This is a genomic window from Haladaptatus caseinilyticus, from assembly GCF_026248685.1.
GTDB classification, from domain to species: Archaea; Halobacteriota; Halobacteria; order Halobacteriales; family Haladaptataceae; genus Haladaptatus; species Haladaptatus caseinilyticus.
This window is the reverse complement of record NZ_CP111036.1, coordinates 1,661,393-1,681,937: the sequence shown is the minus strand read 5'-3', so window position 1 is coordinate 1,681,937 and position 20,545 is coordinate 1,661,393. Positions and strand designations below refer to the sequence as shown.

21 protein-coding genes are annotated in these 20,545 nt (G+C 59.5%); 6 read left to right on the top strand and 15 right to left on the bottom strand.

Going from position 1 to position 20,545, the window contains the following annotated elements; all coding sequences use genetic code 11:
* Positions 1-10: 10 nt before the first annotated feature.
* Positions 11-1,387 (bottom strand): adenylosuccinate lyase, encoded by a 1,377-nt coding sequence (purB, locus tag OOF89_RS09120; protein WP_266075387.1) that lies wholly within the window; start codon positions 1,385-1,387, stop codon positions 11-13.
* Positions 1,388-1,554: 167 nt separating this feature from the next.
* Here purB and purH point away from each other — a divergent pair, with 167 nt between their 5' ends.
* Complete coding sequence (purH, locus tag OOF89_RS09115; RefSeq protein ID WP_266075385.1) at positions 1,555-3,171, top strand: bifunctional phosphoribosylaminoimidazolecarboxamide formyltransferase/IMP cyclohydrolase; 1,617 nt, start codon at positions 1,555-1,557, stop codon at positions 3,169-3,171.
* A gap of 49 nt (positions 3,172-3,220) precedes the next feature.
* On the opposite strand, the gene OOF89_RS09110 is transcribed toward purH, so the two are convergent.
* Together OOF89_RS09110 and OOF89_RS09105 are read right to left on the bottom strand one after the other, a co-directional pair.
* A complete protein-coding gene (locus OOF89_RS09110) occupies positions 3,221-3,553 on the bottom strand; it encodes a hypothetical protein (protein ID WP_266075383.1) in 333 nt (110 codons plus the stop codon).
* A 100-nt stretch (positions 3,554-3,653) separates the two neighbouring features.
* Positions 3,654-4,454: an alpha/beta fold hydrolase gene (locus OOF89_RS09105; protein ID WP_266075381.1), complete on the bottom strand. Its 801-nt coding sequence runs from the start codon at positions 4,452-4,454 to the stop codon at positions 3,654-3,656.
* A 94-nt stretch (positions 4,455-4,548) separates the two neighbouring features.
* Here OOF89_RS09105 and OOF89_RS09100 point away from each other — a divergent pair, with 94 nt between their 5' ends.
* Both OOF89_RS09100 and folP read left to right on the top strand, forming a co-directional pair.
* The gene (locus tag OOF89_RS09100) at positions 4,549-5,064 is read left to right on the top strand and encodes an SHOCT domain-containing protein (protein WP_266075379.1); all 516 of its coding nucleotides are present in this window, start codon (positions 4,549-4,551) and stop codon (positions 5,062-5,064) included.
* An 80-nt stretch (positions 5,065-5,144) separates the two neighbouring features.
* Entirely contained in the window at positions 5,145-7,589 is a 2,445-nt protein-coding gene (folP, locus tag OOF89_RS09095; protein WP_266075377.1) for a dihydropteroate synthase, read from the top strand.
* 156 nt (positions 7,590-7,745) lie between these two features.
* On the opposite strand, the gene OOF89_RS09090 is transcribed toward folP, so the two are convergent.
* From OOF89_RS09090 to OOF89_RS09050, 9 genes are all read right to left on the bottom strand, one after another.
* Positions 7,746-8,693: a peptidoglycan hydrolase gene (locus OOF89_RS09090; protein WP_266075375.1), complete on the bottom strand. Its 948-nt coding sequence runs from the start codon at positions 8,691-8,693 to the stop codon at positions 7,746-7,748.
* Positions 8,694-8,927: 234 nt separating this feature from the next.
* Entirely contained in the window at positions 8,928-9,881 is a 954-nt protein-coding gene (locus tag OOF89_RS09085) for a peptidoglycan hydrolase (protein ID WP_266075373.1), read from the bottom strand.
* Between the two features lie 108 nt (positions 9,882-9,989).
* A complete protein-coding gene (locus tag OOF89_RS09080; RefSeq protein ID WP_266075371.1) occupies positions 9,990-10,835 on the bottom strand; it encodes an ABC transporter permease in 846 nt (281 codons plus the stop codon).
* Positions 10,832-11,767, bottom strand: coding sequence for an ABC transporter ATP-binding protein (locus OOF89_RS09075; RefSeq protein WP_266075369.1), 936 nt, complete (start codon positions 11,765-11,767; stop codon positions 10,832-10,834). Before OOF89_RS09075 ends, OOF89_RS09080 begins: the two co-directional genes overlap by 4 nt.
* Positions 11,768-11,852: 85 nt before the next feature.
* The gene (locus OOF89_RS09070) at positions 11,853-12,929 is read right to left on the bottom strand and encodes a glycosyltransferase family 4 protein (protein WP_266075367.1); all 1,077 of its coding nucleotides are present in this window, start codon (positions 12,927-12,929) and stop codon (positions 11,853-11,855) included.
* A gap of 37 nt (positions 12,930-12,966) precedes the next feature.
* Entirely contained in the window at positions 12,967-13,566 is a 600-nt protein-coding gene (locus tag OOF89_RS09065; RefSeq protein ID WP_266075365.1) for a DUF7344 domain-containing protein, read from the bottom strand.
* A 264-nt stretch (positions 13,567-13,830) separates the two neighbouring features.
* Positions 13,831-14,298, bottom strand: coding sequence for a hypothetical protein (locus tag OOF89_RS09060; protein WP_266075363.1), 468 nt, complete (start codon positions 14,296-14,298; stop codon positions 13,831-13,833).
* Between the two features lie 92 nt (positions 14,299-14,390).
* A complete protein-coding gene (locus OOF89_RS09055; protein ID WP_266075361.1) occupies positions 14,391-14,576 on the bottom strand; it encodes a hypothetical protein in 186 nt (61 codons plus the stop codon).
* Between the two features lie 2 nt (positions 14,577-14,578).
* Complete coding sequence (locus OOF89_RS09050; protein ID WP_266075359.1) at positions 14,579-14,911, bottom strand: HalOD1 output domain-containing protein; 333 nt, start codon at positions 14,909-14,911, stop codon at positions 14,579-14,581.
* Positions 14,912-15,091: 180 nt separating this feature from the next.
* On the opposite strand from OOF89_RS09050, the gene OOF89_RS09045 reads away from it, so the two are divergent.
* Positions 15,092-16,897: a S9 family peptidase gene (locus OOF89_RS09045; RefSeq protein WP_266075357.1), complete on the top strand. Its 1,806-nt coding sequence runs from the start codon at positions 15,092-15,094 to the stop codon at positions 16,895-16,897.
* Positions 16,898-16,969: 72 nt separating this feature from the next.
* Here the strand turns inward: OOF89_RS09045 and OOF89_RS09040 are convergent, their stop codons facing one another.
* The 3 genes from OOF89_RS09040 to OOF89_RS09030 all read right to left on the bottom strand — a co-directional run bounded on the left by OOF89_RS09040 (position 16,970) and on the right by OOF89_RS09030 (position 18,621).
* Positions 16,970-17,368, bottom strand: a complete 399-nt coding sequence (locus tag OOF89_RS09040; protein ID WP_266075355.1) for a hypothetical protein — start codon at positions 17,366-17,368, stop codon at positions 16,970-16,972.
* A gap of 158 nt (positions 17,369-17,526) precedes the next feature.
* Complete coding sequence (locus OOF89_RS09035) at positions 17,527-17,973, bottom strand: ester cyclase (protein ID WP_266075353.1); 447 nt, start codon at positions 17,971-17,973, stop codon at positions 17,527-17,529.
* A 156-nt stretch (positions 17,974-18,129) separates the two neighbouring features.
* Entirely contained in the window at positions 18,130-18,621 is a 492-nt protein-coding gene (locus tag OOF89_RS09030; protein ID WP_266075351.1) for a GNAT family N-acetyltransferase, read from the bottom strand.
* 119 nt (positions 18,622-18,740) lie between these two features.
* On the opposite strand from OOF89_RS09030, the gene OOF89_RS09025 reads away from it, so the two are divergent.
* A complete protein-coding gene (locus OOF89_RS09025) occupies positions 18,741-19,688 on the top strand; it encodes an ABC transporter ATP-binding protein (RefSeq protein WP_266075350.1) in 948 nt (315 codons plus the stop codon).
* Positions 19,685-20,524 carry an ABC transporter permease subunit gene (locus tag OOF89_RS09020; RefSeq protein WP_266075348.1) on the top strand — a complete coding sequence of 280 codons (840 nt, stop codon included), beginning with the start codon at positions 19,685-19,687 and terminating at the stop codon, positions 20,522-20,524. Before OOF89_RS09025 ends, OOF89_RS09020 begins: the two co-directional genes overlap by 4 nt.
* Positions 20,525-20,545: the final 21 nt, after the last annotated feature.

Sequence of the window (20,545 nt, the reverse complement as noted above, 5' to 3'; positions counted from 1 at the left end):
TTCGCGGTTCTCAGCAGTCCTCTGTGAGGTCGCTCGCGAGTCCCGTGTAGCCTGCCGGCGTGAGTTCGTGGAGTTCCTCGCGCACCTCCTCGTCCACGTCCAACTCGTCGAAGAGGTCACGGAAATCAGCAAGCGTGACGCGTTTTCCGCGGGTCAAGTCCTTCACACGCTCGTAGGCGTCTTCGTGGCCTTCCCGTCGGAGAATCGTTTGGACTGCCTCGCCGATGATTTCCGGCGTCGAGTCCAGTTCCTCGCGCATGACGTCCTCGTTGGGAACGACTTTCCCGAGGCCGTCCTGTGCTTTCGTGTAGCCGAGCAGGCAGTACGAAAAGGCGGCGCCGATGTTTCGCTTGACGGTCGAATCCGAGAGGTCACGCTGGAGGCGCGACGTGGTGATATAGTCTCCTAAAAACGTGAGGTCCGAGTTGGCTTTCGAGAGATTGCCCTCGCTGTTCTCGAAGTCGATCGGGTTGACCTTGTGGGGCATGGTCGAACTGCCGGTTTCACCCTCGGTTGCGACCTGCCCCAGGTAGCGGTCGCTGACGTAGAGCCACGCATCGCGGTTCAAATCGAGCAGGACGTTGTTCGCCCCGCGGAGCGCGTCGAACAGTTCCGCGAGGTCGTCACAGGGGTTGACCTGTGTAGCGAGCGCGGTGTGTTCGAGACCGAGATTCGTGACGAACTCCCGCGAGAACGCGCGCCACTCCACGTCGGGGTAGGCAGCGACGTGGGCGGCATACGTACCGCTCGCACCCGCGAGTTTGCCCGAAATAGATTCGATCGCGTCGTCGATGCGCCCCGTCGCGCGGCCGAGTCGGGCGGCGTAGACGGCCATTTCCTTGCCGAACGTGGTCGGCGTCGCCGGTTGCCCGTGGGTTCGGGCGAGCATCGGTACGTTGCGGTACTCGTGGGCCATTTCCGCGAGTTCGTCGCGGACCGCGGCGAGCTCCGGAAGCAAAACGTTCTCCACGGCGGGTTTGACCAGCAGACGGTGGGCGAGGTTGTTCACATCCTCGCTCGTCAACGCGAAGTGAACCCACGATGCGAGATTCTCCAGATCGTCCGGAAGTGAATGGCGGACGAAATACTCGACCGCCTTCACATCGTGATTCGTGGCGGAGTATCCGGCGTAACCTGCAGTTTCGAACGCTTTGATGATTTCCGCATCTCCCTCGTCGAACTCCTCGTACAGATCGCGGAGGAAATCGCGGTCGTCGGCCGCGATTCCGAACGGTGTCGCGTCGAGATCGGCCAGCGCGATGAGATACTCTACTTCGACTTGCACGCGGGCACGCATGAGCGCGGCCTCGCTCGCATACTCGCGGAGCGGCGCGGTGCGACCGGCATATCGGCCGTCGAGCGGCGAAACGGCGTAAAGGGAATCCATACCTGTGCCTGCCGGGGCGTTCGGCAAAAGCGTGTCGGTACGGTGGCGCACGGATATGCATATTGAACGGTCTATCACCAGCTGACTCGATGAATATATCCACGTACATGCATATATTTTGGCGAAAGACCGCAACTACTTTGCCCACGCCGGTCGGTCTTCCGACCATGACACAGATTGCGGGTATGGCCGGGAACCGTGGTCGAAACCTGATGCACATCGCCGACCTCACGCCGGGCGGCGCGGAGTTGGCTGTCGTCCTGACGAACAGCGCGGACGCACCTGTTTTGGAAGAAGCCGAGAAGCGCGACATCCCGACCGAAGTCGTCGAGTTGGACGACGACGAAGCCCGCGAGGCGCACGAACGACGGGTTCTCGATGCGTTATCCGAGTACGAGTTCGACCTCGTCTGTCTCGACGGCTACATGCGAATCCTGACCGGGGAGTTTCTGGAGGAGGCGCCGACGACGCTGAACGTCCATCCATCCTTGCTCCCTTCGTTCCCCGGCATGGATGCGTGGGGTGACGCCCTCGACGAAGGTGTACGCCTCACCGGATGTACGGTTCACGTCGTCACGGAGGCAGCGGACGAGGAGGGGAAAGTGGACCCGAAACGTGTCGACAGCGGTCCGATCGTCACACAGGAGCCGATTCCGGTCTACGAGGGGGATACGAAGGACGCGCTCTCAGAGCGCGTCCTGTATCAGGGCGAATTCAAGGCCTATCCGCGCGCAGTTCGCTGGTTTTCGGACGGGAAGGTCGAGGTCGATTACGATGCGAACGCGGTTCACGTCGCGGACGACACCGACGACGCGCTGCCGACTCGCCGAGTCGAAACTGCGGACCGAGCCGCTGACCTCCGATACGGCGAAAATCCGCATCAGGACGCCGCTCTGTACTCCGATGCGACCTGCGAGGAAGCTAGCGTCGTCCACGCGGACCAGTTGAACGAGGGCGCAAAGGCGCTGTCGTACAACAACTACAACGACGCCGACGGTGCGTTGAACCTCATCAAGGAGTTCGACCGACCCGCCTGCGCGGTCATCAAACACACCAATCCCGCCGGCTGTGCCACCGCCGATTCGCTGGCGGAAGCCTACGACCGTGCGCTTCGAACGGACGCGAAAAGCGCGTTCGGTGGCATCGTCGCCCTCAATCGGGAGTGCGACGACGCGACTGCGGAGCAAATCGTGGACTCGTTCAAGGAAGTCGTCGTCGCACCGGGATACACCGACGAGGCACTGGCGACCCTTTGCGAGAAGAAAAACCTGCGCGTGCTCGATGTCGGCGACCTCGGCGAGATCACGGAAACGCACACCGAAAAGGACCTCGTCGGGGGGCGACTCGTCCAGGAGCGAGATATGCAGGCCCCGACTCGCGACGACCTCGAAATCGTCACGGAGCGCGAACCGACCGGCGAGCAACTCGACGCCATGTCGTTCGCATGGCAGACCATCAAGCACGTCAAATCAAACGCTATCCTCTTCGCCAAAGGAACCGAGACGGTCGGCGTCGGCGCAGGGCAGGTCAGCCGCGTGGACGCAGTCGAAATCGCGAAAATGAAGACCGACCGCGATGCAGAGGGGAAGGACGCCGAGGGTGCGGTGATGGCGAGTGACGCCTTCTTCCCGTTCCCGGACGCCATCGAGGCAGCCGCAGAAGCGGGTATCGAGGCAGTTATTCAACCCGGCGGGTCGGTCAACGACGACGACGTTATCGAGGCCGCGAACGAGCACGACATGGCGATGGTGTTCACGGGGAGCCGGTGCTTCCGTCACGATTGAATGTACTAAAGGAGTGGTGGAAGCTCGAAATTAGCCGAAGCGGTCCGTTTCAGTCGTTGAGACCTTCGTTCGGGAAACACTCGGCGAGGTCGTGAATCATGTCGATGGTCTCGGTTTTCGTCTCGTCGTCCAATCCTTCCAGCGTCTCGATTTCGTCCAGCGCTTCCTTGAGCAGTGGGAGGCTGAGTCGCTGGTCCAAATGAGCGACGGGAAGGAAGAGGTCGTCGAACGACTCCGGTGGGATGTCTGACGTTGAGAGGAGGAAATAGTCGTCGATGTCCGCCATGTCGTCCATCGGGAAATCGCCCTCGCTATACGGCGTGTTAGGGGATTCCTTCGTCGCGCCACGAATCGAGGGGACGTGCAGTGTGTAGTCCGGCATTACGTCCCAATCGTCGGCCAAAGCATGGTTAATCTTTGTTGCCGATTGAAAGGAATGAGCAGTTCGACACGTACGGTTCAAAGATCCCTCGGCGTCGAACTCACAGCGACACCACGAATTCCGCGATTGTTCGGTTGAACTCGTCCGGTTCCTCCAACGTGGGGACGTGCCCACTCTCCTCGAACAGTTCGAACTCCGTATTTGGGAGACGGTCCGCCACGTCCTTGACGGCGGCGACAGTTCGCCACGTCTCGTCCGCGCCAGCGCAGACCAGCGTCGGAACGTCGATGCCGGGAAGAATATCACGATAATCGCGCATCGTATAATCGAAGATGATGGCAGTTTTGACCGGTGGCGGCGTACGAGAAACTTCGTCGAAAACCAATCGTCGAACATCCTCGGAGGGAGGTCGGTTGAACGTCTGCTGGATAAGACCTTCGACGAGGGCCAGATGGTCGGTTTGTACCAGTTCTAGCGTGTCGGTGAGCCGGTCGAGGTCGGCGTTGCCATGTTCGAAGCCGTCCCACTGAAACGGTGACGCCGACATGTCCACGACGACGAGTCCACGAATTCCGCCCTCCCCGAACTGATCGAGATACTCCCACGCGATGAGCGCACCCATCGACCATCCGACGAGAACGACACCGTCGAGGTTCCGTCGGTCGAGAAACGCCCGAAGGTCGCGGGCGTATTGCGGTACGGTGTGTCCGGCTTCCGTCTTCTCCGACCGCCCGTGGCCTCGGTAATCGAGCGCAATCGTTCGGAAGTCGTCCGAGAGGGCCGCTAACTGCGGCGCGAAAAATCGAACGCCGGTCGTTACCCCCGGCAAAAAGACGATCGGTGTTCCCTCTCCACGTTCCTCAAAATAGAGCGTGACTCCGTTGCACGGTTCGTAAGGCATCACGTGTGGTAAAGCCACTCAGCGTCAAAATCATCGCGGCCGCGTCTCTCGTCCGAAGACGGGTTAAAGTGCGACCACCACCAACACCCCCACGATGGGACTGCTCGGTGATTCCAAGGTCAAAGCCCTGCTCACGGGATTCCTCCTCTCGTTGGTCCTCCTCGTCGGCATCGGCGCGCTCGGACTGCTGGCCGCGCTCTCCGCGCTTGGTAATCCGGCGTACGCCAATACGCCCCTGCTTTGGGCTTTCCTCCACTCCGCTGCCCCCTACATCGTCGCGTTCCTACTGGACGGACTGGTCGCCGGATTGCTATTCGTGGGGTTGGTCGTGGCCGCCGCACGGAACGTCTCGATGCCGCGGAACGACCGCCTCGCTGGCATCGTTCGGCGGGCGGAGCGACTGCACCCACAGGCCAGTTCGCTTGGCCTGTCCGAACGCGTCGAACCGACGACCGAGGACCGGATGGACGAATTGAAAGAACGATACGTCGCGGGCGAAATCGACGAATCGGAGTTCGAGCGCAGGATGAAACGCCTCGTGGACGAGGACGTGAGCGACGAACAGGTCAGACAGGAGCGTCGACGAACCGAACACGAATACGAATACTGACCGGTGGAAAATGGGACGATGCGAACCGACGGTCTTCCGACTCCGACAATCTAAAGCGGACTGCTTCTGTCGTCACCACTATGGACTACCACGAGGCGGCGAACTTTCTTTTCGACCTGCGGCGGTTCCGCCCGAAACCGGGCACGGACTCCACCGCGGACCTCCTCGCACACCTCGGTGACCCCCACGACGGCGTGCAGTTCGTACAGGTAGCGGGGTCGAACGGAAAGGGAAGTACAGCCCGAATGTCGGAGCAAGTGCTCCGCGAGGCGGGATTGACGGTCGGCCTCTACACGTCACCGCATTTCGACGACGTGCGAGAACGAATCACGGTCGATGGCCGAAAAATCACGAAATCCGCGATGGTCGAATTCGTGGAGGACGCCCACGATTACGTCACCGACCGGGCGGTAGACGGCACCTCCCCGACGTTTTTCGAAACGATGACCGCGATGGCGGTGTGGTATTTCGGCCGCGAGGAAGTCGATGTCGCCATCCTCGAAGTCGGCATCGGCGGGCGCTACGACGCAACGAGCGTCGTCGACCCGATCGCCGCGGCGGTAACGAGCGTGACCCTCGAACACACAGGCATCATCGGGGAGACGGTCGAGGAAATCGCTCGTGACAAGGCACACGTCGCGCCTGTCGATGTACCGTTGGTTACTGGAGCGACCGGGGACGCGCTGGATGCGATCAGGGAGCAAGCGAACGACGTCGTTTTGGTTGGGAAAGAGGCCGACGCTGACGTGCAGGCGACATACGAAGGCCGGACGAATCACACCGAGGCCGCGATTTCGCTATCCGGGTCGGATTGGGGGGTCGAAACGACGATTCCACTGCTCGGCGAGTATCAGGCACAAAACGCCGGTATCGCGGCAGTACTGGCCCGACAAGTTGCCGACGTAAGCGAGAATGATCTCGCCAGCGGGCTTCGGAAGGGGTTCTGGCCCGGCCGATTCGAAGTGATGAGGACCGACCCGCTCGTCGTCCTCGACGGGGCGCACAACCCCGGTGCGTGTGAGGCGCTCGCCGAAACCGTCGCCGAGTTCGACTACGACGAGCTCCATCTCGTGTTCGGCGCGATGCACGACAAGGACGTTCAGTCGATGGCCGATGCGCTCCCGAAACCGGACCGCGTCGTCGCTACGCATCCGAACCTCGACCGTTCGGAGGACGAGGAAGTCGTTGCACGCGCGTTCGAAGAACGCGGTTCGAACGACGTAGTCCGGGTGAGTTCAGTCGAAAGTGCGCTCGAAAGCGCGCTCGAGGAAGCAGAGGCCGACGATTTGATTCTCGTCACGGGGTCGTTGTTCGCGGTGGCGGAGGCTCGATCGCGCTGGACGCGAGCCGAGATTCCGAAGCAGATCGGAAATCTGGAGGAAGCACGCGACGCCTTGGAGGGGACGCACGTCACGGAACCCGGTGTGTGGAGAATGCGGGAGAAAGCCGTTCACCGCGTGCTGAAAACGCGGGTACAGGTTCAGCAAGCCCAGCATATCAAAGAGGAGATGCTGAGCATCGGTGGTGAATGTGCACGGTCGGGGCTGAACGACCGCGATGACGGAAACATCGACGTGCTACTCATGGGAACGCTGGCACAGTACAAACAGCTCGCCGAGACGATAGAAGCGAAACCCTACGGCCTGTCGGTGTTCGCCGACGAGCTTCGGAAGACCCTCGGAATTCAACAGGCGGAGAACGAACGCGGCTACCCGTGGGAAGACCGGACGGCGGTAATGGGTATTCTCAACGTTACCCCGGACAGTTTCCACGACGGTGGTGAGTACGAAGCTCACGAGGATGCAATCGAACGGGCAAACGGGATGGTCGAATCAGGTGCGGATATCATCGATATCGGCGGCGAGAGCACCCGACCCGGAGCTGACGAAATCTCGAACGAGGAAGAAATCGAGCGTATCGTCCCGGTCATCGAGGCGATCCGGGATTTGGACGCGATGATTTCGGTCGATACGAGGAAAGCCGAGGTCGCTCGTGCCGCCCTCGATGCCGGTGCGGACATCATAAACGACGTGTCCGGCCTCGCGGACCCGGAAATGCGCTTCGTAGCGGCCGAGTACGACGCACCACTCGTGGTGATGCACAGCCTCGATGCACCCGTCGTTCCGGAGCACGAAGTGGAGTACGACGACGTGGTTGAGGACGTTATCGCGGAGCTCGAAGAGCGCGTTCTCCTCGCCGAGAAAGCCGGGTTAGACAGGGATCAAATCATCGTGGACCCCGGACTCGGCTTTGGCAAACACGCCACTGAGAACTTCGAACTGCTCGGTCGAACGGGCGAACTCCACGGGCTCGACTGTCCCGTTCTCATCGGACACTCCCACAAATCCATGTTCGACCTCATCGGCCGAAAGGCGGGCGAACGAGGCCCTGCGACGGTCGCCGGAACCACCATCGCCGCGGAACGTGGGGCCGACATCGTCCGAGTTCACGACGTGAAAGCGAACGTCGCCGCCGTCCGCGCCGTCGAAGCCATCGAAGCCCCCACAACTATCGACGAACCATAAAATCATAGCCAGGGGATCCGAAACATCCGGCATGAACGTTTACACCCTCGAATCGAGGGATCAGTACGGTTTTCGGACCGTCCCTGCGTGTTCGCTTTCTCCGGACGGGCTGTAAAAAACGAAGGAAGACGGTTATTTACGAAGCGCCGTTTTCGCTCAGTTGCCGATATCGACGAGCGCTTGCCACGTGTCGTGGCCGACGATACCGTCCACTGCGATGCCTGCACTGGACTGGAAGCTCTCGATGGCACTTTCGGTCTCCGGACCGTAGTAACCGTCCACGGAGATACTGTATCCTTCGTCGTAGCGCAGGTGGTGTTGTGCACCGTAGGTCGCCCAGTACGGATCGTTGCTCGAGCTTACGACCGGCACGTACAGTTCCTCCCACGTGTTCGGGCCGACGACACCATCGACGGAGAGACCGTTCGCACTCTGGAAGCTCTCGACCGTACTTTCGACTTCGGAGCCGTAGATACCGTCGTGGTAGTTCAGCGAGTAACCGTGTTCTTCGAGTAGGTATTGGATGGAGTAGACTGCTTCTGCTTGGTCGCCTCGGGAGTAAATCGGCCAACTGTAGCTACCGCCACCGCCGCCACCGATGCCAGAGTAGTCTTTCGGAATCGCGGTACCGGCAGTGACGTTCTCCCCGTCGGAACCGGGAATCGAGAGGTGACTTCCGTTCTGCTCGATAGTGAAGTGGAGGTGGGGACCGGATGAGTTCCCGGTGTTGCCCATGCCGCCGATCTTCTGGCCGCGGGAGACGCTCTCGCCCTGTACCACGTCGAAGCTGTTGAGGTGGCAGTACATCGTCTGGTAGCCGTTTTCGTGACCGAGCTTCAGATAGTTGCCACAGCCGCCGGATTCGTAGCTTCGAACGTCGACGACGCCGCCACGGGCCGCGTAAATCGGCTCGCCGATATTGCCGTTGGCGCCGATGTCAACCGCGTAATGTCCGGGGCGGGCACCGTACGGTGACGTGATGTAGCCCGTAATCGGCCAGTCGAAGTCGCTCGCCGCGCTGACGGTCGATGAGATGACTGGAAGCGAGACCGCAGACGCTCCAACGGTACGGAGCAAGTTTCGTCGCGTAAGTTTTTTCGTCATATTTTATCTGCAAATTATATCATAAATCAATAGATAAAAAAGTTTTCTAAGAGTTGTGGGAAATAATTATATTTAGTAAATAACAAATAAGAATTATAAATTGAGGAGCAAAATCGTACATTGGAGTTCAGTCTGCTCCGGGTGTCCGAAAGGACCGGCTTACTTTTGGACAAATCCCACTCCTCGATCGATACAACGTGTTCTACGAATCGATTTCATAGAACGACTGTTCTCTCAGTTGCCGATATCGACGAGCGCTTGCCACGTGTTCGGTCCAGCCATCCCGTCGACTGTGAGCCCTGCACTCGATTGGAAGCTCTCGATGGCGCTCTCGGTTTCAGGGCCGTAGTAGCCGTCCACGGAGATGTCGTACCCCTCGTCGTAGTACAGCTGATGCTGAACGGCATACGTCGGCCAGTAGGGATCGTCACTGGAACTCGTGACGTAGACGATGAGCTCACTCCACGTGTTCGGCCCGGTCATCCCATCGACGGTGAGACCGTTCGCGGACTGGAAGCTCTCGACCGTGCTCTCGGTTTCCGGACCGTAGCTTCCGTCGTGTGCGAGGTCATAGCCGTGGTGTTCGAGCAGGAACTGGATCGAGTATACCGACTCGCCGGTGTCTCCGCGGACGCGGGCGGGCCAGCTGTACGAACTGCCGTTACCGCCGCCGAGGCCGGGGTAGTCCTCCGGAATCGGGTTGTCCTTGTCCACCCAGTCACCGGGACTACCGGGAACGTAGACGTAGTCCCCGTACCGCTTGATGTCGAAGTGAAGGTGCGGTTCGTACCCGCCACTGCCACCGAGGTCGGCGATGTGCTGACCGCGGCTAACGTACTCCCCTTCGGACACTCTGAGGTCCGATTGGCAATGCGCGTAGCGCGTCTGGTAGCCACCTTCGTGGTCGATTTTCACGTGATAGCCGTACCCGCTGGCGTAGTCCGCGTACGCCACCGTTCCGGATTGTGCCGCGTAAACCGGCTGTCCGGTTTCCCAGTCGATATCGACGGCACGGTGGGTTCGCGTGCCACCGTCTCGGTCGTCGTAGTAGCCGGAGGTGACCTCACCGGTCGTTGGCCAGTAGAACTGGTCGGACGCCGCACTGGCGGTTGCGGCAATGGTCGGAACGGTGAGCGCAGTCGCGCCAACGGCTCGCAGGAAAGTTCGTCGTGTATTTTTCTCGTTCATTAATTTTCGCAAATTATAATGTATTCTGGTTAATAAAATACTTTTCTAATGCGGATAAATGGGAATATATGAAAGAAATAGTATATTTTTTGCCGATGGATGGTCGGGTCAGAGGTCAGCAGTACGGAATCTGAGGTATCCCAGACTGACCGGAACGACAGTCCACGCGACCAACAGCACGAGGCCGAACCAGTCGGCGAGGTAGAACGGAACGTCACCGGCAGGCCCGATACCGAGAACCGCATTAGGTGACTCAGGGAGCACCGCACCCATAGCGGTCGTGTAGGCGGCACTCGGGGTCAGTCCCGACAGGAACAACGCCCAGTTGGGGTACTCCTGAATCGGGACGAGACGGCCCTCAAGTAGGTACAGCGCGCCGAGCGGCACGACGTCCCAGAGGAGTTCGAGGACGACGAACAGTCCGACCGCCATCGCGGTTGCACGGGTTCCCGAGTCGGTCGTGGCCGAGAGTCCGACAACGAGGCTGATGTAGGCGACGGCGTACAGTACCGTCAGCAGGACGAACACCACGTAATCGACCGGCGTGAAGGTGGCATACTTGGCAAGCACCACTATTGCCGCCACGGCGAACCCGATGACGATGGGGAGCGCAAGGACGACGGCACGGCCGGCGACCTTCCCGAGAACCACGTCTCGACGAGTGTGTGGGTACGAGAGCAGGAGTTTCATGCTCCCGCTTTCGCGTTCGCCAGCGAGGGATTTCGCCGCGACGACGACCGCCGTGATGGAAACGAACAGGGTCGCGGGGGCGGCGAGGAAGAAGATCAATCCGAGTGCGGAGAGTTCTCCGGCTTCGCCCCCGAGTGCGGGGAGTTCGGCGTAGATGTACGCCATCCCTGCCGCGAAGAGGACGAACAGCGCCGAGAGCGCCCAGAGTGACTTCGATAGACGCGCGTCCTGGAAATCCTTGCGCGCGACGACGGCCCAGCTCATGCTGACACCGCCGTTTTGCCGGTCGTGTTATCGGCCGTGTAGGCCATGAACAGTTCCTCCAGCGAGGCTTCTTCGGTGCTGAAGTCTTCGACTGTTACGCCCCGTGCTTCGAGAGCGTTCAACACCGCCGATTTCGAGCGGGATTCGAGCGTCACGGCGACCGCCGTGTCCGCCGCAGTTGCCCGCGAAACGCCCTCGACTGCACGAACCGCATCGAGCGTTCGCTCGTCGATCGGCCGGTCGGTGGTGATCGAGAGCGTCTGCTCGGTGCTGACCGCGCTTCGCAGTCCCTCGATGGTGTCCACGGCGACGAGTTCGCCGCCCATCAGGATACCGACGCGGTCACAGACCGCTTCGACTTGCTCCAAGATGTGACTGGAGAAGAACACGGTCGCACCGCGGTCGCGTTCTTCCATGATTATCTCGCGCATCTCGCGGGCACCCTTCGGATCGAGTCCGGTCGATGGCTCGTCGAGGATGAGCAGATCCGGTTTCCCGACGAGTGCCATCCCGAGGACGAGCCGTTGTTTCATCCCTTTCGAGTAGCCGCCGGTTTTCCTGTCGGCGGCATCCGCGATGCCGACGCGCTCAAGGATCGCCTCCGGGTCGTCGTCCGCGCCCTTCGATCGAATCGCGAACTCGACGTGTTGTCGGCCCGTCAATCGGTCGTAGAGGTGGTAGCCGTCAGGCAGGACGCCGACGCGCTCGTGAACGTCGAGGCTCTCGCTCTGGGCGTCGAAGCCGAGAACGCTTGCGGTCCCCGACGTCGGGCGGACGAAATCGAGCAGGATATCGATAGTCGTGGATTTCCCCGCGCCGTTGGGACCGAGGAAGCCGAAGATTTCCCCATCCTTCACCACGAGGGTGACGTCCCGGAGTGCAGTTACATCTCCGAACCGTTTGGTTACACTGTTTAACTCAATAGCGACCATACAATTTATACGCACGATTACTATATAAACATGCACTGAGTGCTACTCTCAGCCGCTGTAACGTCTAAAAACGGGACGAACGAGGTTAGAAAAATCCGAACGAATCCCGAACGTCCCGGTAGCAATCGAGATACTGCTCCAACACGGGTCGATGACCGTATTTTTCGAACGCATCGTTCTCCGTGAGTTCCGGCAGGTCGGCGGCCGACCGAAGCGCGTCGGTGAGTTCCTGCTCGCTGGTCGTTCGGAACGTTCGTTCCTCGCGTTCGACCAGTTCGTGTGCACTCGATTCGACGTGGTACTCCATGACACCAGCACAACCGCATGCCAGCGCGCGAAGGAGATCGGTCGGGAACGCTTCCTTTCGGGCCGTTTGAACGTAGACGTTCGCCCCACGGAACACGGGAACTCGCTTTTCGGGGGGTTGTGCACCGGTGAATTCGACGCGGTCCTCGATGCGGAGGTCGGCGACCTGTCGTTCGTACTGCTTGCGCGTGGGACCATCCCCGATGACGACCGCATGCCATCCTCTGTCGCGTAGTTCGGCCAGCGCGAGCAGGAGACTCTCCAAGTTCGCATCTTCGTCGAGACGCCGGGAGTAGACGATATCCGCGCCATCGACCACCTGTGCGTTGTGGATTGCGTCCACGTCGATACTGTTCGGAATGACGCGCACGTCGTCGCTACTCGCACCGAGTTCCCGGATACGGGTTTTGACCGTCTCCGACGGCGTGATGACCTCGTCCGGTGCGCGAGCGGCCATTCGGAGCGATTTCGAGGCAGTGCCAGCACCGGCAGGCGGTACCTCGTACCAGTCCACGACGAGCGGAGCGCGTGCGAACTTGCTCGCCGTTTTCGCCGCCAGAACGTGCTTTGGAACCGCTGTGGCGTGAATCACGTCTGGCCTCATTCGTCGGAGTTCGCCGGGGAGCGAGAGCGCGAAGCGTCGCGATGGTGTCTTTCGGGGGGGATCAGTCGTCACTGCACGGTACGTCACGTCCGTCTGCTCGAACGACTCATGCTCACCGTCCCACCACTGGGCACAGAAAATAGTCACCTCGTAGCCACGGGTAGCGAGGAGTTCTGCAGTACGACGAAGTCGGCGAGTTGCCCCCGTTTCCTCGTGTTGAGCCGTCACCTCGGCGACGAACGCGACGCGCATACCTGCCGCCACGAAACGAGTTAGTAAAAGTCTTCTTTCATTGGAACCGACGACTATCGCCGAACTCTAACGCGAGGTCGGGTGTCGCACCCTGAAATCGTCTCTGCCAACTGTGTCGGTCGTAGAAATGCGCGAACGCCGTAATCCCGAACAGCATCAGCACGAACACCGCGATCTGAAAGCCGGAAAGCGGGATGATTCCGGCCCATCCGAGGACGACGAGTGCTGCACTGACTCCCGAGAGGGCGACGTACAGTTTGTGCCACGGGACCGTCGTCTGTGAATCCGTCGCAAGGTACAGCTCGAAGTTCTGTGCCCCATCAGTGAAGGACACCTGTTTCGACTCGCGATTGTAGGTGACGATACCGATGTTCTCCAGCTTCGGGAGATGCGTCTGGTACAGCGCGCTGTACACCGACTTTCGCTGCTCCGGGGATACCTGATCGACGTCGATGTTGTTCTCCCACGCCGCGATTCGCTCGGCGAGTTCCCCCAATTCGATGGGTCGCTCTTCCCGATTGAGATAGTACAGAACGTATCTGCGACGAAGATTTTTTACCGCATCGTACACCTCCTGCTTTGAGAACGCGCGTGATCGTGTCTGGTCGGGGCGCTCTCTGGTTCGTGTCGTGTTCATTCCTCTCCCCCCTGATACTATCCGCACGCCAACTATCCGCATAAATCAGCAACTCCGTTCAGTCCGTAGCCAATGATATCCATTCCGTATGAACGATCCCCCGACGGACAAACCGAGAATTACGCCGTCGATGGAAGGACACGACGATTACGCTGCGTACTGTACTGCGCCGTCGATTCAACCGAGCGTTACCATGATGTCCGGGATCAAAAATGTCGGCATTACATCTTCGTTACCGTCCGTTCGGAGCGCGTCGATGCGGGACTATCGGTCGCTCGAGTTACCCGAGTCGATACGTCGGTGACAGGCGGTTGCGTTCGGGTGGCGACGACTGAGAACCGGCGTCGCTTGGTGGTCGTCGTACACTCTGACGTAGGTGACGAGCGTTCCGGCTTTGCCCTGATTCGGCGGTGTCACGTCCGTCGTGCCGTTCACTGGGCCGTACTCGAAGTACGACGTTGCCACGCCGTCCGAAGCGAACCACGTCGTACCGACGGCGACACGCTCCGCCGATCCGTACACGGATACGGCAGAGCAGTTGTCGAATTCGACTCGAAGGTCCTCACCCGCGGTCCGATCAGGGGCGCTAGAGTGCTCGATTGTATCTGTCGGTGCGTTGGTTTCGGGCGTAGCGTGGCCGCCTTTCACGTCAGTAACGACTCCGCTTCCGGCGACGAGCAAGCAGACGACGACGACCGCTGCCGCTCGCCGTGCGTTGTTGACAACGTGCATAGCGACTGCCGGTCACACGCAGGGGATTTTGTTATGTGCCAGATACAGGGCAGTAACGGCAACTACGAAAGGCGAACGGTCGCGTTACCGACTCAGGAGTCGTCGGGACTGTCCCGTAAACGTGTGATTTCCACCATCACGTCCGGGGTGTCGCCGTTGGGACGACGGAACGTCCACGAACGGTCGAACCGGATTCCGTTCCGGGCACTTACTTCGATCAGTTCGCCGAGCTGTTTTTCGAACTCGTCCAACGAAAGGAGGTCTATTTCACTCGTCACAACTAACACCCGGAACCATCGGGAGTGAATCGACGTTGGTTGTCGTATACCTGGACAGTTCCCGTCGTATCGACGCGCACCGTACAGTCGTAAAACGGGAACTGTACCTGCCCGACACCGGGGTCGTCGTCGATACGAAACGAATCGATGAGCGCTTGGAGTGCGTCGCAGTCAACGGTTTCTTGCAGCGGTGGCATCTCTTCTATGGGCGTATCGGTAACGCTAGAAACGGCCTCGCTCACGGTAACGACGATACTATCCGTCTCCCCCTCGGCAAACGAGAATTGATGTATCAGATCCGAATTAGTGTTCGAGTTCCGAGATGTCACATCCATATTATATCACGTATCGTATATCAAATCAAGATATCGATTCTACAAAGTCTGTGGCTTTGTATCTCCGTTCTTTAAGTACAATGAAATATAATTTTTGTTACCAATGCGGCAGTTGATATCGGGTGCCGATAGCTACCGCTTACCAAAATGCTTTCACACCTGCATGGGAAGGAAATGGCAATGAGTACGTATGATTTCGAGCGGTATCTGAACGTTCGGAGTGCACACAGTGCCTCCTTCGGCCCGGACGGTGACAAACTGAGTTTCCTGCTGAATACGACCGGTGTCCCACAAGTGTGGCAGATGGACGAACCACGAACCTGGCCCACGCAACTCACGTTCGACGACGAACGCATCACGTTCGCCACGTGGTCACCGGAACGGGACGAACTCGCGTTCGGCATGGACGAAGGGGGGAACGAGCGTGAACAGTTCTTCCGCCTCGACGGGGACGGCGAAACCATCACCGCACTCACGGAAATGCCCGATGCGAAACATCGTTGGGGCGGCTGGAACTCGGACGGATCGCAGTTCGCGTTCACGTCGAACCGACGCGAGGACGCGGTTTTCGACGTGTACGTCCAAGATCGGGACGCAACTGGAGATGAAGCCGAGATGGTGTACGAGGGCGACGGCTGGCTGTCACTCGCTGGATGGAGCCCCGATGACAATCAACTCGTCGTAGTCGAAGCACAATCCTCGTTCGACCAGGACCTATATACTCTCGATATCGAATCTGGCGAACTCGAACACGTGACGCCCCACGAGGGGAACGTCCGTTATCAAGGCGTCAACTGGGGGCCGGACGGTGACGCACTCTATCTCGTCACGGACGAGGGAAGCGATACGATGTACCTCGCACGACTCGACCTCGACAGGGGCGACATCGAAACCGTAGCGGAGGGCGGTAACTGGAACGTCGATGGCGTCGCGTTGGACGAAGAGTCGGGGAGACTCGTCTACTCGCGCAACGAAGACGGATACACGGAACTCACGGTCGGGGAGTTGACCGGCGAAACGACCATCCGCGAGTTTCCGACGCCGAACCTACCTCGGGGGGTTGCTGGCGGCGTCAGCTTCGACCCTAACGCGGACCGATTCGCCATCACGGTCACCGGGAGCACGAACAACACCAACGTCTACGTCGTCGAAACCGAGACGGGTGAAGCGGAACGCTGGACCGCGGCATCGACCGCCGGAATCCCGCCGAAAACCTTCGTTTCCCCGAAACTCGTCCATTTCGAGAGTTTCGATGGGCGGAAAATTCCGGCGTTCTTCTCGATACCGGACGGGGCGAACGCCGGTGAAACGCCGGTCATCGTGGACATCCACGGCGGGCCCGAATCACAGCGCCGTCCCTCGTTTAGCCCGACCAAACAGTATTTTCTGAACCGTGGCTACGCCTACTTCGAGCCGAACGTCCGCGGATCGTCCGGCTACGGCAAGGAGTACACACATCTAGACGACGTGGAAAACCGGATGGATTCAGTCGCCGACATCGAAGCGGGCGTCGAGTGGTTGCACGACCAGCGTGTCGTGGATCCCGACCGAATCGTCGCCATGGGCGGCTCGTACGGAGGGTTCATGGTTCTCGCAGCGCTGACGGAGTATCCCGATCGATGGGCCGCCGGGGTGGACATCGTCGGTATCGCCAACTTCGTCACGTTCCTCGAAAACACGGGTGATTGGCGGCGAAAGCTCCGCGAAGCCGAATACGGGTCGCTGTCCGACGACCGCGAGTTTTTGGAATCGATCAGTCCGATCAACAACATTCGGAACATCGAAGCTCCACTGCTCGTCCTCCACGGTGCGAACGACCCTCGTGTGCCGGTTGGCGAAGCCGAACAAATCGTGGAGGAAGCGAAAACACAGGACGTCCCCGTCGAAAAACTGGTCTTCCCGGACGAGGGGCACGGTTTTTCGAAACTCGAAAACAGAATCGAGGCATACACCAAAACGGCGGAATTCTTGGAGAAGTACGTCTAAAACGAGGACGCACCCGTTCTATACAGCCGTCGAAGCGGGGTTGATGGGGGGAGCCGTCCTTCGAAGCATTCGTCAGAGGAGGTAGCCCGTCACCCCGAAAATACCGCCGTACAGGATGACCATTTCGAGGGGGAACGTGGACGCGTACGGGGGTGTGATAGGGCTCGCTCGGTGGATGATCGCCCAACCGAACACCGGTCCCCCGGTGAGATGTATCGCGGGAATCATACCAGCTCCGAAGTACGTGCTCAGCGCGGCGAGCGTGACGAGGACGGCGGCCATGACCGCAAACGGTCCGGAAATAGTACCGTCGTACGTCGGAAGTGACCGTTCGATGGACAGGTACGAATTCGTCGTGGCGACCTGTCGTGAAACGAAAAACGCCAGCATGACGCCGACGACAATGGCAGTCACCGACGCGTCCCTTCGTCCGAAGAGTTTCAGTTCCAGTGAAGCGGGGGAGTTCGACATGTATAACGATAGTTGTAGTGAAATGACAAAACTACTGAACAGGATTCATATTTACTGCTTGGACAGTAGTGTATGAACCATTTCGGGGTACATCCGGCGGAGTCACTACGGTCCCACCACTAGCTGTTCGGCTGTTTCGTTTCAAAAAACCGGTCGGGCTATGCCGACCGTTCGTCGGGCATGGCGTCCAGCTGTCGGAGCATGCCGAGTGCATCCCAGACGACGCGCATTTCGACGATCTTTCCATCACGAAGGTAGTTGAACTCCATTCCCTCGTTTTCGACCCGCTTTCCGGTCGGCTCGATTCCCATCAGTTCACCGTCGTGAGTTCCGCTCGCGGTCCAGTGGACCGCAACCCGGTCCCCCTCGGAGACCAAGTCGTGGATGGTGAACGAGATGTCCGGGAACGCGGACCGGTAGAGTTCCACCGTCCGTCTGTATCCATCGCGACCGCGAATCGGCTCGGGTTGTTCCGGTTCGTATGCGACGAAGTCGTCAGCGAGGAGTTCGTCGATGAGGTGGGATTTTTCCTCGTCGAAGCTCTCCTCGATGAACCGACGGACGATCTCTTCGTTTGCCTGTGGGCGACGCTCTGCTTCGGCCATCACTATCACCCATACCAATGTACGTCATGTGGTAGCATATATCTGTCTCGGCGTACTCCACCATCCTGAACGAAATTCACACCTTACCGAAATGAGTTTCGCTCGCCACTTCAATCGTGTAGCGAGGTTCGGGGGAGACGTGAATCGACGGACAGCTTACAGCACCTTCTCGTACACGTACTCCCCGGCATCGAATCCCGTAGCTTCGCGTTCTTCGACGCGCTCGAAACCGCGTGACTCGTAGAATCCCACCCCGACGTCGTTGTCCGCGAAGACGCTCAGTCGAACCCTCTCGACAGTACGAGCGCGCAACCGTTCTTCAACGCGGTCGAGGAGACGACCGCCCAACCCCGAACCCCACGCGTCGGGGACGACGTAGAGTCGAATCAGTTGGAAGATATCGTCCCCGTCACCGGGACCAGCGTGGGCGAATCCGACGATGTCGTCCCGTTCCGAGACGTAAAATTCGTGTTCGGAACGAGTCGCATCCTCACGGAGACCCTCCATATCGTACCACTGATCGATGGTTTCGTCCACGGTGCCGGCACCGATGATGTCGTCGTACACGGCATGCCACGACTCGCGAGCGACGCGTTGGATTGCCGTCGAGTCGGTCGGTTCGGCGGTTCGAATGGTGGATTCAGTCATGAAACTATTCCTCCGTCAACTGTCAAAAACATTTCTCGGAACGGGTGGCCGATATCTCCCATTGTCATAACTTGTCAATGAGCAGAAAACACATGTAGTCGGGCTTCGAACGCTCCGTCATGGCCGCCATCAGAACGAAGTCCCTCACCAAGCGGTTCGGCGATGTCGTCGCAGTTCGGGACGTGAGCTTAACAGTCGAGGAGGGCGAAATCTTCGGCTTTCTCGGTCCCAACGGCGCGGGGAAATCCACGACGATCAACATGTTGTTGGATTTCATGCGCCCGAGCGAAGGAACCGCGGAGGTCCTCGGACACGACGCACAGCAGGAACCGCGAACCATCCGGAATCGAATCGGGATCCTTCCGGAAGGATACGAGCTTTATGACCGCCTCACGGCGCGTGAACACCTCGAATTTGCGATCGGCGCGAAAAACGCGGACGAACGGCCGATGGACCTCATCTCCCGCGTCGGCCTCATGCAGGAGGACGCCGACCGAAAAGTCGGCGGCTATTCGAAGGGAATGAAACAACGGCTCGCGCTGGCGTCCGCGCTGGTCGGCGACCCAGACCTACTCATCTTGGACGAACCCTCCTCCGGCCTCGACCCGCACGGAATCGCGGAGATGCGCGAGCTCATCCGGACCGAAGCCGACCAGGGTACGGCCGTCTTCTTTTCGAGCCATATCCTCTCGGAGGTCGAGGCGGTCTGTGACCGCGTCGGCATCATGAACGACGGTCGATTGGTCGCCGAAAACACCGTCGAAGGGCTCCGCAACCTGTCCGGCACGAGTTCGCAGTTGCTACTGGCGGTCGAACGCGTACCCTCCGAACTGAACCTAACGAGCATCGGCGGCGTGTCCGATGTTTCCATCGAGGATACCACGCTCCGCGTGTCGTTCTCCGACCCCGGCAAGAAAGCGCGAGTGGTCAAGCGCGTGGATGCCGCGACGAACATTACCGATATCGAGTCCGAGGAGGCGTCGCTCGAAGAACTGTTCACCTCCTACACGAGGGGTGACGAATCCGCCGACGAGGCATCCGAAGCGCCCGCGGAGGTGTCGGCATGAGTTGGCTCTCGGTGGCGAAAAAGGACTTCATTGACTCCCGACGGTCCAAGGGTTTGTTGGGACTCGTATCGCTGTACGCCCTTCTGCTGGTGCTTATCGTCTACTTCGCGGGCGAGAGCCCACGAAGTGCGATGACGGACGTACTCCGGCTGGTTTCGGTGGTCGGTATTTTTATCATACCACTCAGCGCGCTCATCGTCGCGTATCTCTCCATCGCCGGTGAACGCGAATCAGGGAGCATCAAATACCTGCTCGGACTGCCGAACACGCGTCTCGATCTCGTCCTTGGAAAGTTCGTCGGTCGCTCCGTCGTCGTGAGCGTCGGTCTCCTGTTTGCGTTCGGCGTCGCTGGCGCACTGGGGATTGTCCTGCTCGACACGATCGATTTCGTCGTGTTCGCACAGTTCTTCCTGCTGATGCTGTTCTTCACGCTGACGTACATCGGTATCGCGGTGGGACTGTCGGCGACCTGTGCCTCGCGCTCCCGTGCGATGGCGAGTTCGGTCGGCGTGTTCTTCGTGTTTAACGTCCTCTGGCTGATTCCACAGATATCTCCGTCCGGCATCCTCCAGTACGTCGCCGAAGACAAACTCGGGATGAGCCTTGGCCCGGAAATCTACGAGTTCGTGTTCCTCGTCAGTCCCCCCTACGCGTTCCAACGCGCCGCTGGACTCATCTTCACTGAGCGACCGATATACTCGCCGCGATACATCCCGTGGGAGGCGAACGTTCCGTTCTACTTGGAGGAGTCGTTCATGTTCGTCATTCTCGCCATGTGGCTCGTCGTGCCGCTGGCTATCGGCTATCTATCGTTCGAACGTGCAGATCTGGGATAAATCAACCAGACTGGCGTGATT